At 41.0% G+C, this 15696-nt stretch carries 14 protein-coding genes; 9 read left to right on the forward strand and 5 right to left on the reverse strand.

The genetic code is table 11. The annotated features are described in order from the left end of the window. The first annotated feature begins 55 nt into the window (after positions 1–55). The 6 genes from HZA77_09735 to HZA77_09760 all read left to right on the forward strand — a co-directional run bounded on the left by HZA77_09735 (position 56) and on the right by HZA77_09760 (position 5934). Positions 56–1369, forward strand: a complete 1314-nt coding sequence (locus tag HZA77_09735; protein ID MBI5375706.1) for a thiolase domain-containing protein — start codon at positions 56–58, stop codon at positions 1367–1369. Positions 1370–1438: 69 nt separating this feature from the next. Then, the gene (locus tag HZA77_09740; protein MBI5375707.1) at positions 1439–1870 is read left to right on the forward strand and encodes a Zn-ribbon domain-containing OB-fold protein; all 432 of its coding nucleotides are present in this window, start codon (positions 1439–1441) and stop codon (positions 1868–1870) included. A 102-nt stretch (positions 1871–1972) separates the two neighbouring features. Next, positions 1973–2929 (forward strand): diguanylate cyclase, encoded by a 957-nt coding sequence (locus tag HZA77_09745; protein MBI5375708.1) that lies wholly within the window; start codon positions 1973–1975, stop codon positions 2927–2929. 65 nt (positions 2930–2994) lie between these two features. After that, positions 2995–4473 carry a M48 family metalloprotease gene (locus HZA77_09750; protein MBI5375709.1) on the forward strand — a complete coding sequence of 493 codons (1479 nt, stop codon included), beginning with the start codon at positions 2995–2997 and terminating at the stop codon, positions 4471–4473. Beyond that, positions 4463–5230, forward strand: coding sequence for a sugar phosphate isomerase/epimerase (locus HZA77_09755; GenBank protein ID MBI5375710.1), 768 nt, complete (start codon positions 4463–4465; stop codon positions 5228–5230). Before HZA77_09750 ends, HZA77_09755 begins: the two co-directional genes overlap by 11 nt. Positions 5231–5316: 86 nt before the next feature. Continuing rightward, positions 5317–5934 carry a peptidylprolyl isomerase gene (locus HZA77_09760; protein MBI5375711.1) on the forward strand — a complete coding sequence of 206 codons (618 nt, stop codon included), beginning with the start codon at positions 5317–5319 and terminating at the stop codon, positions 5932–5934. An 84-nt stretch (positions 5935–6018) separates the two neighbouring features. On the opposite strand, the gene dmeF is transcribed toward HZA77_09760, so the two are convergent. From dmeF to HZA77_09775, 3 genes are all read right to left on the reverse strand, one after another. Continuing rightward, positions 6019–7062 carry a CDF family Co(II)/Ni(II) efflux transporter DmeF gene (gene dmeF, locus HZA77_09765; GenBank protein ID MBI5375712.1) on the reverse strand — a complete coding sequence of 348 codons (1044 nt, stop codon included), beginning with the start codon at positions 7060–7062 and terminating at the stop codon, positions 6019–6021. A gap of 54 nt (positions 7063–7116) precedes the next feature. Next, positions 7117–7806 (reverse strand): hypothetical protein, encoded by a 690-nt coding sequence (locus HZA77_09770; GenBank protein MBI5375713.1) that lies wholly within the window; start codon positions 7804–7806, stop codon positions 7117–7119. Between the two features lie 80 nt (positions 7807–7886). Continuing rightward, on the reverse strand, positions 7887–8888 hold the full coding sequence (locus HZA77_09775; GenBank protein ID MBI5375714.1) for a methyltransferase domain-containing protein: 1002 nt from the start codon (positions 8886–8888) through the stop codon (positions 7887–7889). A 148-nt stretch (positions 8889–9036) separates the two neighbouring features. Here HZA77_09775 and HZA77_09780 point away from each other — a divergent pair, with 148 nt between their 5' ends. Continuing rightward, positions 9037–11985 (forward strand): bifunctional proline dehydrogenase/L-glutamate gamma-semialdehyde dehydrogenase, encoded by a 2949-nt coding sequence (locus HZA77_09780; protein ID MBI5375715.1) that lies wholly within the window; start codon positions 9037–9039, stop codon positions 11983–11985. A 17-nt stretch (positions 11986–12002) separates the two neighbouring features. Continuing rightward, positions 12003–12704 carry a Crp/Fnr family transcriptional regulator gene (locus HZA77_09785; GenBank protein MBI5375716.1) on the forward strand — a complete coding sequence of 234 codons (702 nt, stop codon included), beginning with the start codon at positions 12003–12005 and terminating at the stop codon, positions 12702–12704. A gap of 14 nt (positions 12705–12718) precedes the next feature. Here HZA77_09785 and HZA77_09790 read toward each other — a convergent pair whose 3' ends face one another. Next, positions 12719–13651, reverse strand: coding sequence for an NAD-dependent epimerase/dehydratase family protein (locus HZA77_09790; GenBank protein ID MBI5375717.1), 933 nt, complete (start codon positions 13649–13651; stop codon positions 12719–12721). 119 nt (positions 13652–13770) lie between these two features. Between HZA77_09790 and HZA77_09795 the strand changes: the two genes are divergently transcribed. After that, the gene (locus HZA77_09795) at positions 13771–14541 is read left to right on the forward strand and encodes an AsmA family protein (GenBank protein MBI5375718.1); all 771 of its coding nucleotides are present in this window, start codon (positions 13771–13773) and stop codon (positions 14539–14541) included. A gap of 69 nt (positions 14542–14610) precedes the next feature. On the opposite strand, the gene HZA77_09800 is transcribed toward HZA77_09795, so the two are convergent. Next, positions 14611–15645, reverse strand: coding sequence for a uroporphyrinogen decarboxylase (locus tag HZA77_09800; protein ID MBI5375719.1), 1035 nt, complete (start codon positions 15643–15645; stop codon positions 14611–14613). Between the last annotated feature and the right edge of the window lie 51 nt (positions 15646–15696).

Genomic DNA, 15696 nt, shown 5'->3' on the forward strand with positions numbered 1-15696 from the left:
CTTTATAATAATTATTTCAAATAGACAAAAATATTCCGGAGGTTATGATGCTGCCATGAAAAATGTTTATGCCATATCAGGAGGTGTAAGTAAATTCCGGAAATCCCGCACTGATATCACTTTTCAGGCAATGGTTAAAGAGTGTTTTGATTACATTCTGAAGGATCTTAATCTTGAATTCAAGCAGGCATATGAGCTGATAGATGGGAGCGTTGCTTCCTATTTTTCAGATCATTTCCAGAGACAACTGATGGCCGGAATAATGGTACAGGATTTTTTGGGGCTTTGTCCCAAGCCAGGGCACAGGGTCGAAGGAGGAGGGGCGACAGGAGGTATATGCTTTCAGGAAGCTTATAAAGCTGTAGCAAGCGGATACATGGATGTATGCCTTGCATTCGGTTTTGAAACAATGTCCCATGTCAAGACATGGAAAGGGAATGAATTCATCGCGCTTGCATCGGACACTAATTTTGATTATCCCGTTGGAGGGTTTTATTCAGGCTACTATGCCATGATGGTAATGCGGCATATGCATGAATTCGGAACTACAACAGATCAAATGGCTATGGTATCAGTAAAAAATCACAGGAATGCCTGTTTTAACCCATATGCACAACAGCCTGCGGAAATAACTGTCAAAGATGTCAGGGATTCAGAAATGGTAGCCTATCCTCTGACGCGGCTTGATATATGCGCAATGTCTGACGGAGCTGCCGCAGTACTCATAGCATCAGAAAAAGGATTAAAAAAAATTGAAAAAGCATCAGGAAAAAAATTATCTCCGATTCTTATAAAAGGTATAGGGAGAGGAACTGATGCAATGCGTATGTCAGACAGGCCGCATGGGAAAGTAATGCTTCTCCCCCATGAATCTGCTTCTGACTACAAGAAATTGAAATATCCGGGAGTCCACTCATTCAGGGCAGGAAGGGCAGCGGCAGCAGAAGCATACAGAAATGCGGGGATAAAAAATCCGATTGATGAGATTGATTTCGTTGAGCTTCATGATGCTTATACGTCAAGCGAGATACAGACCTATGAAGACCTGGGGCTTTGTAAGTATGGTGAGGGCGGAAAGTTTGTTGAAAAAGGCATCCCATTTATGCCCGGGATAAATTATGGCTTCAAACTTAAAGAACATGGAAAACTTCCGGTAAATCCTTCAGGAGGCCTCCTCGCATGCGGTCATCCTGTAGGTGCAACCGGACTTATGCAGGCAGTCTTCGCTTTATGGCAGCTTCAGGGCACAATAGGCAAACACTTTGGTTCAACTCAACTTCAGCTCAAATCACCGCGCAGGGGACTTATACACAGCCATGCCGGTACAGGCACTTATGTAACCGTATCAATTATGGAACGGGAGGAATAACCTGTGAAGAAAGACGAAACCATAATTTATGGAATACCTTTCCCTGATGAGCTTTCCAAGCTCAAGGGTATGTCTCCGATAATAATCAAATCCCCGTACCATATTGATTACATCTATAGCTATGGACAGGATTCCCCATTTTTTGCAGGACTTGCAAACAAAAAACTTCTTGGGACGAAATGTCCTGAGTGCGGTTACTCATACGCTACACCAAAAGCATACTGCATGTATTGCGGGACCTCTTGTGACTGGATAGAACTTCCAGCCAAAGGAAAAGTTCATACATATACAACTTGTTATTATGGAGGTGAAAGTTTCCTTGACGAGACACCTTTTAATCTCGTCCTCGTTGAGTTTGAGGGATTAGATACATTATTTCTTTCAAGACTTACCGGCGTAAAGGCAGAGGAAATTCAAATAGGCATGCAAGTAAAGCCGCAATTTGCGAAATTACCGAGAATAAGCCCTACTGATGTATGGTTCGTTCCTGTTAGAAAATAACAGCATTAATATAGCGTTAATAATTGATTGAATAAAAACCATATGTTAGCTTTAAAAATTATGAACAGAGGGAATTCACCCTATATTTGGGACATAATATAAATGTATATGCAGCCATCAAATATTCTATTGCTTGAAAACGATGAAAAATGGCGCGATTACATCAGTCGTGTTCTGGATAAAGATAAGTTTATAATAGAGCCTGCAATTGATTTAGAGTCTGCCCTCAAGTTTATGAGGATCAATATATACGACCTTATCATTTTTTCTGCTGACCTTCCCTGTTCAAATGATATGGAAGCACTCACATGTATAAAGAATGCAAATCCCGGATGTGATCTGATTATAACTACGTCTGCATCAAACGTTAATTCTGCAATAGATGCCATGAAGGAAGGCGTATACGATTTTCTCGTTAAACCCTTAAATCCTGAGCTTACAAAGATCATAATTAATAAAGCGATAGAAAAGCGTATTCTACATAAAAAAGCAGTAGAAGCGGAATACTACAAGAACCTTTCACGTAAAGATGGCCTTACCGAAGTTTACAATTATCGTTTTTTCAATCAGCTTCTGGAAACTGAAATATCAAGGGCTACCCGTTATAATAAGGAAATAGCACTCATGATGGTTGATCTTGATAATTTCAAAGAAATAAATGATATAGAAGGTCATCAGGCCGGTGACAGGATACTTAAGCATGTTGCAAATATCCTTATTAAGTCAACCCGGGATTGCGACCAGATAGCTAGATATGGAGGCGATGAGTTCACTATAATTATGCCGGAAACAAAAAAAGATAGCTGCTTGCCTATTGCAAACAGAATAAAGAAGGAAATCAGCCGGTATAAACTTGAATTAAAAAACCTCCATAGCTTTCATTTGACACTAAGCATAGGGGTCTCGGGATTCCCGGAGGATGGGGAAACAAGACCGGAACTGATAAAAAAGGCTGATAAGGCATTATATTTTGCAAAAAGCTCCGGGAAAAATACCATAAAGATTTATTCAAATGACTGCGAAAAAATTCCGGAGAACAAAGAGCAATCTGATAAATAATATTTCTGCCTTCACCTTTGTCAGTTCTCAGGGAATTCCTTCAAATGATCATGGGAGACAATAAATTGAGAAAAACAGTAGCAAAAAAACCGTTACTTCTATTGGCAGTAATAGCATCGCTGGTTTCCCTTCAATGCGCAATCAACCCTGTCACAAAGCAGTATGAATTCATGCTTATCAGCACCGAACAGGAAGTTGCTTATGGCAGGGAAGCAGATCCTGAGATAACAGAAAAATACGGATATTATGATGATAAAAAGATTCAGGACTATATAAACCGCGTAGGAGAAAAATTAGTATCCGTATGCGACAGGAAAGATATCGCATATCATTTCACTGTCGTTGACTCTCCAGAGATCAATGCCTTTGCGCTGCCCGGCGGCTATGTTTATGTAACAAGAGGTATCTTATCCCAGATAAACAGCGAGGCTGAGTTGGCTTCAGTGATGGGACATGAAATTGGACATGTAACAGCAAGGCACAGCGCACGCCAAATAAGCAGCTCAATGAGCTATCAGACAGTGGCTTCCGTAGCATCTATGATATATCCCCAGATTCAGCAATGGTCGCAGATTATGGACACTATATTCATGGGTATAGAAAATGGTTACGGGAGAAGCTATGAGCTTCAGGCTGATGATCTGGGAATTAAATACAGCTCAAATGCCGGTTATAACCCCACAGCATCCGCTTCATTCCTGCAGCACCTTGAGATGAATGAAAAAGGGGAGAATGTACTGCACGGACTTATGTCAACTCATCCAGAAACTGTAGAAAGGGTAGAAAAGGCAAAAGCTGAAGCAGAGCTGATTCTAAAGCAGAACCCGGGAAAACAATTCATTGATAACCGTGATTTCTATCTTACCCAGGCTGACGGGCTTGTCTATGGTCCGGGAGAAAAAAACGGGGTTTTTGACGGCAATACCTATAATAATGGTTTTTACAGATTTTCTGTCTCCATACCTGAAGGATGGAAGAAATTTGCAAGTCGTTATGTTTTTGCGTTCAAACATCCCGAACGTGAAATGTATGCAACTCTTCAGAGAATAAACCTGAGAAGCAATATAACAGCAGAACAGCTTGCTCAGAAATGGGAGAACAACAAGAAACTGAAAAGAATATATGGAAAAAGTCTGACGACCGGCTCAATCAATACATTTCGCGCTCTATATTCGGCAAATACAAGCAAGGGGAAAGTCACCTTGGATGTGATGTTCTTTGTCCGGCAGGGAAAAGGATTTGCCATTCTAACCTCAGCCCTTGATAGTGAATACAGACAGGGAAGCATTTATTTTAATAATATATTTAACAGTCTGAGGGAATTATCGGAAAAGGAGGCTTCCCTTTTTGGAAGCAGAACAATAAGGATTTACACAGTAAAAAGCGGAGATACAGTCCAGTCCCTGGCTGAAAGCTATTTCAGGGACAAAACTAAAGATGAAGAAATAGCTTTAATAAATGGTTTCGATAAAAACCGGAAACTCACTGCCGGAGAAAAAATAAAGATACCAATGCTAAAAGGAGGAACGAGCATTGGGTTTTAGAACTTTTTATCATGTCCCTTTCCAGTTCATAGAAAGATTTTTACACATCATAATCGAAAGGCGCTTAAATCTTGAAATCTATTTTAACGCTGAAATTTTAGATTCTACCCCACCGCACATATACGAAACAACAGCACGGAAACTTTCAGATGCAGGGATAGAAACAACCATCCATTCCCCTTTCATGGACTTAAGCCCGGGAGGCATAGATAAAAAAATAAGAGAGATAAGCCTTGAACGGATGAAACAGCTCATGGCCGCTGCTTCATTCTTTAATCCTGCATCAATAGTAGTGCACCCGGGTTTTGACAAGTGGAGATTTGGAGGAGCTGAAGATAAGTGGCTTGAAAACAGTATTTCCACATGGCAGGAAGTTTTGAATTTCATCCCGGGAGGAAGAACTATTGTCTGCCTTGAAAATGTATTTGAGGAATATCCTGACCCGCTAATAACGCTTTGCAAGTCATTGGGAAACCGCAAGTTTAAAATATGCTTTGACACCGGGCATTTTAATCTTTTTGCAAAGATTGCAATGGATGAATGGATTGAACAAATAATCGGCTACATAGGAGAAATACACCTTCACGATAACTCCGGAATAAATGACGAACACAATGCCATTGGCAGCGGCACAGTGAACTTCCAGAGGCTCTTTGAACTTATCAAAGGCAGGGAAGATATCATCCTTACAGTTGAAGCACACACCAGCGATAACGCCGTAAAAAGCATGGAACGTCTCAAAGAGCTCCTTCAATAGGTTCTTGCCTTAATATTACAGAAATAATAGTATAAAAATCTCAGTTTATAAAAACTTAACAAGTAAATTAAAAGGAGATGAATGACATGACTTTGAGCAACAGCAGCAGTATATCAGTTTACTTTACCGTCGCTTTATTTCTTATAATATTTGTTCCTGTTCTGCTATGTGCGGCTGACAGCGAAAAAAAAGCATCAGGAAATCCTATAGTAACAATGAAGACAACCATGGGGGACATTGAAATTGAACTTTATGCTGATAAGGCCCCTGAAAGTGTAAAAAATTTCCTTTCCTATGTTAACTCAAACTATTACAGCGGTCTTATATTCCACAGGGTCATACCCAATTTTATGGTACAGGGGGGCGGTTTCACTGCAAAAATGTTAAAGAAGGAAACCAAAGAACCAATAAAGAATGAGGCCGGCAACGGACTTACCAATGAACGGGGAACTTTAGCTATGGCAAGAACTTCGGAAGTAAATAGCGCCACAGCTCAGTTTTTCATAAACCTTGTAAACAACGATTTTCTTAATCACAAAGATGAATCTTCCCAGGGTTTCGGCTATGCAGTTTTTGGAAAAGTCATAAAGGGGCTTGATGTGGTTGACAAGATCGCAGAGGTAAAAACAACAAACATGGGACCCTATCAGAATGTTCCCGTTGAGCCGGTAACAATAATCTCCGTAACACAGCTGAAAAAATAAATAGAATTCTCCGAGCTATATCAGGATAGCCACAAAAAAACCCCCTAGCAAAAGCTGGGGGGGTTTTAATTTGTAAGGTTTTTGTTATTGATTTAAAACAATGCATGGTTCATCACCGGCGGGAATGACCTCGATTGTAACATGAGTAATGTCTTCGAAGCCGGAAAGCAGGCTTTTATAATACTCAGGCGGTTTCTCGTAGTGTGTAACAAGAGATATTATAGTGGCATAATGAGCAGGACCGACTTTCCATATATGAATGTCCACGATGCGGTTATCTGAATCAGCTTCTATCACTTTTTTTATTTTTTCCCGCGTCTTGCTTCCTATGCACTGGTCAAGGAGGATTGTGCTTGTGTCCTTTACCAGACCGTAAGCCCACTTCGTTATCACTGTAGCTCCGACTAATCCCATTATTGGATCAAGCCAGTTCCAGCCAAGGTACTTGCCGGAAAAAAGTGCGATTATGGCAAGCACTGAGGTGAAGGCATCGGCAAGAACATGCATATAAGCGGCCCTTATATTATGGTCCTGATGTTGGCCTTTATGAGTGCCATGATCATCGTGAGCATCATGCTCGTGCTCCTCATGCTCGTGCTCGTGGTCATGATCGTCATGGTCGTCGCCATCGTCGTGATCATGAGCGCCATGCGAATGGTCGTGGTCATGATCATGGTGATCCTGCAGGAGAAATGCGCTTACAAGATTAATCACCAAACCTGAGATAGCAACTATGATGGCTTCATTAAATCGTATTTCTGCAGGGCTTATGAGACGTCCTATAGATTCAAATGCCATAACAAGAGCTACAACAGATAATGCAATGGCGCTTGCAAATCCCCCGAGGACGCTCACTTTTCCTGTCCCAAAGCTGAATTCAGGATCGGATGAATGCCGTCTGGCATACCTGTAGGCAAAAATGGAAATTGCGAATGCCGCAACATGGGTGCCCATATGCCAACCGTCGGCAAGCAATGCCATGGAGCCGAAAATATTACCGGCTATGACTTCAACAATCATTGTTAGCAAGGTAAGAACAAGCACCTGCATTGTCCTGCTCTCACCCTTTTCATAAATAATCATGAAATCATGATTGTGCTGCCATCGCTCAAGATTATATATATGCATTCTTTCCTCCCCTGCTTCCGGCCTTAATGATTCTAAAATACCATTTTAGAAAAATTAAAACAATATGCTCAGGTGCCTTTCAGCCCAGTCTTTACCAAAAAGTTTAACAGTATGAACTGCACCCGGATCCTTTTCTTTGTAAACCTCGGTGTAGTGTTCCATGAATTTCTTAATGGCATCCCTGGTTTCAACTGATACCGGTTCAGCCTTTTCAGCAAAATCAAGATAGAGGTCCAGATGTTTCAGAAAAACCTCCTTTACACGCCCTTCATTTTTCATCTCGGTAATACAATGTATGCCGTAACCTGAACGGAATTCGGCAGTCCATGTTGATTTAAGGGGAGTTGCCGTCATATCATTATAAGAATCGAATAGCGGCTTTAAAGGTTCTATGTATTTTTTCTTATACTCAGGAGTTTGAAGTACGGGTTTAATATCCAGGACTATCAATATCCTTCCCCTCATCTCTCTTATGTCGTAGGCAAAGATCGGGAGATCATATTTTTCATCAGAGAAGATAGTGCCGGCGTAACCGTAGCCTTCGATGTCATTCCCCCCTTTGCCAAGACATATTTTCCTGAATTTTTCACTCTTCTTCAGATATGTATAGCTCGTATAATTCCCGCCTTCTGGCTGAGGAACGGTCTTTTCGAGAAGATCCGGGTCAATGCCTTTTATATCTTCAAGCTTAATCCCCCTTTTCCCCAACATTGACTTCACAAGTTCTGTACAATCATAATCCATAAATAATCCTCCTTAATTTTTTGTCGAGCAATTACTCGGATTTATACTAATAAAAAAATAAATTGCAATACAGCAAACAATTATTTTACCGCAGTTACAAGTTGAGACCACATGGGAGGGCCAGGTTCAATTAGAGATACTTTTTTAAACCCTGCCTGCTGGAGCCAGTCCTTCACTTCAATAAATTTATAACAGTTCCCCTTTGTAAAGAGGAGCATGGTAACTGCAAAGACCGCTCCATCGGAAGGCATAGTGCCGGTTTTGTCGAGGATATGATCTTTTATCATAATCATACCGCCGGGGTTCAATGAACTATAGATTTTCTTCATAAGTGCGCAATTATCTTTTTCATTTTCTGCATGGATTATATTTGAAAGAAAAGCGACATCATATCCTTCAGGGATTTCATCGTTGTTGTAATCGCCTGGAATCATCTTTATTCTTTTCTTCATTCTGAACTGCTCAATTACTTCTGCCGTAATTTTAAGGGTAGCGGGTAGGTCAAACACGGCTGCTTCAAGATCCGGGTTAGCAATGCAGAACTGAATCGCAAAAGTCCCGGGTCCGCCGCCGATATCAATAAGCTTCTTATGACCTTTTAGTTTAATCTTTTTTGCAAGATGCACAGCATCCCCTCTTGCCATTGCAATACTGTGCATCCCCATTATGAATTTTCTCACTTGCTCGGGATCAGCCTGAAACATGTCAGGGATTTTCGCGGATGTTCCGCTTACTACCGATTCTTCAAGCATCCCCCAGTACGGCCATTGCATTGCATCGAACTCAACCATATGCCCATAATATCGTTTTTTCCCCTTAACAAGGAACTCTTCAGAGCTAGGCGAATTGAAGAATTTTTCTCTCTTCTTTTTAATGAGCCCCATTCCGGCAAGCGCATGAAGCAAAATTGACGTGCCGCGTCTGCTGGCTTTTATCTTTCTTGCAAGGTCGTAAACTGTAGCGGGTTTTGAGGAAAGTTTTGAGAAAATGTCCAGATTCACTGCTGTATGGAGAATGGCAGACCGGCCATAATCATCTGAAAGTTCCATTATATAAGATGCATCAATTTTCTCTTTTTTCATAGTCCCTCTCCTGTTTTCTGGTCCGGTATCTCGCACTTTAAACTCTCCCCGCCTATTTGCTTGATTTGGATATATAAAAACAATTAGACTGAAAGTGTATATTATACACAAGACATTTTTTTATTATACAGAACTTAAGGGAAAATAGATGCAGGAGTTTATAAGAAAAATCGAGCCAGACATAAAAAGGCACGGTGAGCTGCTTTTTAAAAGGGTCAAGGAACATGCCTCTCATTCACATCGCGCCGAGATATGGGAAAACGAAATAATGGAATGGTGCATGAAGGATGAATATCTTAAAAAACAGGTACTCACTTTCATTGATGTCTATCCTTCCCTTAAAACTCCGGCACAGCTTGTAAAGCACATGAAAGAATATTTTCCCACCGGAGAACATCGCCTGCCGGTAAATCTCCGCCTTGCCTCAACTGCAGCAAAGGGGGGAGTTATAACATCAGGTTTTATTTCAGCGGCCACCCATTGGAGCATTGAAAGGATGGCAAGGAAGTTTATCGCAGGAGACAATATAGAGCATGCCCTTAATGCCATAAAATCCATAGAGGCAGAGGGAATGACCTTTACCTTCGATATCCTCGGCGAGGCGACAACAAGCGAGGAGCAGGCTGAACGCTATGTGAATTCCTACATAAACCTGATTGAAGGACTTTCAACGCACAATGAGTTCAGCACCGTAGAAAACAGGATAAATGTATCAGTAAAGATCTCATCACTCTATTCACAGTTTGATCCTCTAAACAGTACCGGTACATCATTGATTGTACGAAGCAGGCTGAAGAAGATTCTCGATTGTGCTCTAAGATTCTCCGCTGATGTCACCATAGATATGGAGCAATACTCTTACAGGGACCTCACATTGCGAATCATAGAAGATATGTTTGAAAATGGAGAAATTCCTGATTCATGCATTATCGGGATTGTCCTCCAGGCATATCTTAAAGATTCGAAATCCCAGCTTCAAAGGACGCTTGCATGGCTTAAGCGCAAGGGAAAAAAGCTCAATATAAGACTTGTCAAAGGTGCTTACTGGGACTATGAAACCATAATCTCAAAGGCTAACCGGTGGGAGTCTCCTGTTTTTGAAAATAAAGACATGACTGATGCGAATTTTGAGATCCTTTCTGCCATGCTGTTTGAAAACAGTGATTGTGTAAATGCAGCTTTTGCAAGCCATAATATTAGAAGCATTGCAACAGCCATAGCACTTGCTGAAGAAATGGGCGTTAATAAAGATGCATTTGAATTCCAGCTTCTCTACGGAATGGGCGACCCAATAAAAAAAGCTCTAGTTGATGGAGGATACAGGGTAAGAGTCTATGCTCCCTTCGGAGAAATCATTCCGGGCATGGGATATCTTGTAAGAAGGATACTGGAAAATACTTCAAACAATTCCTTCCTGATGAAAAGCTTCTTTCATGAAGAACCGGTTGCCAGCCTCCTTGAAAGCCCGCATGAAATTATTACTCCACAGACAGTCTATTCTAAAAAAGAAGAATCAACAGGCTTTCAAATAGAACCCCTTGCTGATTTCTCGATTCTACAAAACCGGGAAGAAATCTTAAAAGAAATCGGGCATGTAAAATCAAAAACAGGCAGGCACTATCCACTTATAATCGGAGGCAAAAGGAAGGAGACATCAGAGTGGATTTCCTCCTTAAATCCTTCTGACCCTGATATGGTTGTAGGATTTTCAGCAAAAGCATCCCGCGAAGATGCCGGGAGAGCTGTTGAAGAAGCGTCAAAAGCATTTGAGAGATGGAAAAAAGTTCCCCATGACAGGCGCTGCGAATATCTTTTTAACGCAGCCAAAATAATGCGCAGAAACCGTTTTGAGCTTGCAGCTCTTGAGATGATAGAATGCGGAAAGCCTGCAAGGGAAGCAGATGCTGATGTCTGCGAGGCGGTAGATTATTTAAATTATTATGCCTATGAGATTATGAGGCTTGGTTCTCCGCGCATCCTCGATCCTATACATGGCGAGACAAACACCTATTCCTATATTCCAAGAGGGGTGGCAGTTGTAATATCTCCCTGGAATTTTCCTCTTGCTATCCTTACAGGAATGGCATCAGCCGCTATTGCGGCCGGAAATACAGTCATCATGAAACCCGCAGAGCAGTCTCCAGTGATCGCATACAGGCTTATGGAAATTTTTGAAGAAGCAGGTATCCCGGATGGCGTCGTAAATTTGATTTCAGGTAAAGGTGAAGAAGCGGGCGCATATCTTGTAAGTCATCCGGGAATCGACCTCATAGCATTTACCGGTTCAATGGAAGTCGGGCTTAAAATAAATGAGACTGCCGCACAAACCGGAAAATTTCAGAAAAATATTAAAAAGGTCATTGCCGAGATGGGCGGGAAAAATGCCCTTATCATTGACAGTGATGCAGACATGGACGAAGCGGTAAAAGCCACAGTAGCGTCGGCCTTCGGTTACTCCGGGCAGAAATGTTCAGCCTGCTCGCGTGTCATAGTATTAAAAGACATATATGATCATTTTGTGATGAGATTAAAAGAAAGCACGGCAGGTATAAAAATCGGGTCTGCTGAAGAACCTTCAACATTTATAGGGCCCCTTATCGACGGCAATGCCCTCGACAAGGTCAGGAAATACATTGAGCTTGGAAAGAAAGAAGCGGAGACTATTTACGAAACCCCTTCAATATTTCTTCCTGAAAAGGGATATTTTGCAGGGCCTGCCATATTCGCATGCAGCGGCAATACATGTGCTATAGCAGGAGACGAGATATTCGGGCCAGTACTTTCAGTTTTCCGTGCAGACAACATAGAAGAAGCAATAAAGCTTGCAAACGGAAGCAGGTATGCGCTCACAGGGGGTATATTATCCAGAAGTCCTGCAAACATCCAAAAAGTAAAACAGGAACTGAATGCAGGCAACATCTATATAAACAGGAAGATAACAGGCGCTATCGTTGGAAGGCAGCCATTCGGGGGATATAAAATGTCCGGCACAGGTTCAAAGGCCGGCGGACCGGATTATCTGCTTCAGTTCATGATACCGGTATCTGTAACTGAAAATATTATGAGACATGGCTACGCACCAATTGAAGAAGAGTGATTTAAGGGGATAAACATATGGAAATCAAAGATGCCAATTTAATAAGCAGTATTCCTCTTTTTAAAGACCTTGACGGAGAGATACTTAAAATACTGCTAAGTATCATAACAAAGAAAACTTTTGATAAGGGTGAAATTGTTTTCAATGACGGCGATGATGCTGATGGTTTTTACATTGTGGAATCAGGGCTTGTTAAAGTCTTTAAACTTTCAAATGACGGGAAAGAGCAGATTCTGCATATTATTGAAAAAGGAGGAAGTTTCGGCGAAGCTGCAATATTCTCGAAAGAACCCTATCCTGCATATGCTGAAGCGATTAAACACTCAACGCTTATTTATATTGGAAGAGATAGGTTCATGACATTGCTCAAAAAATATCCGGAGCTTAGCCTGAAGATGCTGGCGTCAATGTCAAGATATCTGATGCAGTTTAACAGGATGATCGAGGAGCTTTCTCTTAAAGAAGTATCCTCGAGACTTGCAAGTTTCATATTAAAGGAAATGAAAAAGGCAAGGCACTTGAAAAAAAGCAATGTAACAGAGTTTGAAATAGAAATAAGCAAGGTACAGCTTGCCCGCCAGCTTGGCACAGTGAATGAAACCCTTTACAGAACATTCAAGAAATTAAAAGAACGAAAAATAATAGACTTTAAAGGGAAAAAGGTACTGGTTAAGAATATCGATGCGCTTCAGTCACTGGCAGAAGGGAATAAAGATTAGAGACATGATTAACATCAGCCGTTAACTATATCATCTATAATCTGACGAACAGTATATGCTGGTTTGCCGAGAACATTAACCGTTTTTTTAATGTCTCTGGTAATATCATAACCCAGCATTTTCACAAAAAGCGGAGGTATTGGAGAGATGCCAAGCTTCCAGAGAAGCCAGAGTATTGCAACAGCAGGCTTTTCCGGGAGAGTAATCGGAAATGGTTTTCGCCCGCCAAGCATTGCTGCCTCGGAAAATATTTCAGAAAGCGTCATCTTATCTTTTGCATAAACATCAAAAATCCCTTCCTTACCAACTGCATTCATAGATGCATTAATCACGTCATTTATATGAACAAGAGGGATTGGCGGATTCTTGCCTGAAAGTCTTATAAATCTACCGTTCTCTGATGTATTTTTAATCATGCCACCTATTCCTTCTCTTCCTCCGGGCAAGCACACTGCGCCAAGCCTCAAGATCGCAAGCCGAAACCCGTATTTTGCAGCAGCCTCTATAAAGATATTTTCCGCCTTGATTTTGTCATTCGCATAAAGGTCATCTCCGGGGTTTAAGTAATTGCCTTCCTTATCATAAATACCGCCCTTCTCTGCAGAGTTTCCGTAAACACGGCAGCTGCTTATGAAAACGATATTTTTCACGCCATTTTTTCCTGCGCACGCTGCTATATTTTTTGAACCATTAATATCAATGTCATACCTTGTTTTTGCATCCATCTTGGGTTTGGTGGAAAATGCCATATGGATTACTGAGCTAACCTTATTCTCTTTAATAAGGTCAAAAATGCTCCTGTCACGGACATCCATCTTTCTGCATTTATAAAGAGGAAGTTCAGGATTACACATATAGTCAATACCGATAAAATCGATACCATCATTAATAAGCCTCTCTGACAGCCTTTTCCCGATATGTCCTGCTGATCCTGTTACAAGAATCATGGAATCTCCAAATTACATAAAAAAACCTATTTTAAACTCGCTCAAACATACTATCTTAAGTATGTGATATAGTTTTTTTTACCATAAAAAACAATAATGATTAAAAGAGGAAATTTATCATGAAAAAATGGTTGATTATCTTCGGAATAATTGTAGTTGTCGTAATTGCCCTCATTTTTGCAGGACTCTCTAATCTTGGTCTAATTATCAAAAACGCCATTAACTCATACGGGCCCGGAATAACCAAAACTGATTTAAGCGTCGGAGATGTAAGTGTCTCTCTTTTTTCCGGAAAGGCAAAGCTAAAAGACTTCTATCTTGGCAATCCTGGAGGTTTCAAATCTCCTCAGGCAGTGAAGGTAAAATCCATAGCAGTTGATGTTGATGAAAAGTCCATAAATAAGGATGTGATAGTCATTGACCGGATTGAAATTCTCCAGCCTGAAATAAGTTATGAGATGAAAAACGGTACAGATAATTTCAAGAAGATATTAGACAACATGAAAAGGGATAATGCCCCGAAAGAAAAATCGTCAGAGATAAAAGATGGGAAAAAAGGTAAAGAACAAAAAATTATTATAAAAGACCTGCTCATAACTGATGGGAAGGTAAATGTTACAACTCAATTCCTTGCAGAAAAAAACATAAGTATACCATTGCCGGAAATCCATCTTGCCAATATAGGCAACGCTGAAAATGGTACAACACCGGAAGAGATAGCAAAACAAATTTTACAATCTTTGCAAGAGAACTTAACGTCAGCTGCAGTCACCGATGCCATCAACAGCCAGTTAAAAGATTTGGGAATCAATGTTGATGTTTTCGGGAAGAGAGGGCAAAAAGACCTCGATAAATTGACAAACAAGTTAAAAGGGTTGCTCGGTAAATAACTTGCTTCAACCCGCTTCACTTTATGGAAAGAGAAGCGGGTTGCAAATCTACTTTGCAGTTAAAAAAGCCTACAAGCTGTGCACAAGATCTACCAGAAACTTTGCCTTTTCAAATGGTGTGCTTCTGATTATCCATCCGCCAAGGCTAAAGATATGTGCAGGTGCGGCTTTTCCGGCTTCTACTATAGCCTTAACCTTCTTTTCTATGACTTTTTCCGGCGCAAAAAGGACATGGGGCTCCAGGTTTCCTTGAACAACCTGTTTTCCCCCAAATCTTTTTATTACCTGTGTTATATCAATAACCCAGCTTACACCAAGCACATCTGCCTTTAATTCTTCAACAGGTGAATCAAGAAAGCTTGTTCCGTCTGATGCAAAAAGAACAGGCAGACCGGTAGCTTTGGCAGCATCAGCCATTCTCTTCATATAAGGATAAGAGAACTCCCTGTAATCTTCAGGGGACATCACTGCCGGGGCATGAAGGTCAAGGAGCATCATTACATCCGCACCCGCTTTTGCCTGTGCAGAGATTGATTTAACGTAAAAATCAGTAAGCTTTGTAAGAAGCCCGTGAAGTGTTTCAGGCTCTGCATGCATCATCAGTTTCATCAGGTGATAGGCATTGATACCGGGCATTCTCCCCTCGATTATAAACGATGATGTGCTTAAAGGACCTCCTACCCATCCTATGAGCGGGACTTTCCCTGTAAGTTCTTTCTTCGCTATCCTCATTGCCTCGAGCCAGACGGTCATAGATTCTTCAGGTTCAGGAACTCTGAGTTTTTTTACGTCTTCCATGGTTCTGACAGCATTTTTAACGGTCGGGCCTCCCTGCTCTGAAACAGTAATATCAAGCCCCATTGCTTCGAGAGGAAGAAGAAGGTCTGAAACATGGATTGCCGCATCATAACCAACTTCTAAAATTGGGTTTACCGTGCATTGTGCGCTGAGTTCCGGATTCCTCATGACACCTTCAAATCCATACTTCTCTCTTATCTTCTTATTGGTCGGTGAAGTGACACTCTGGATTTCAACGACTATAGGAATAGTCTTGGGTCTCTTTCCTCTTGCTGCCTGCACATAAATCATTTCTTCGTTCTTCATATGGTATCCTTTCTTTTTTCAAAATCTGATAACTGAATAGTTGATCTTTTT

It is taken from the genome of Candidatus Schekmanbacteria bacterium (assembly GCA_016219965.1).
GTDB lineage: Bacteria > Schekmanbacteria > GWA2-38-11 > GWA2-38-11 > J061 > JACRJM01.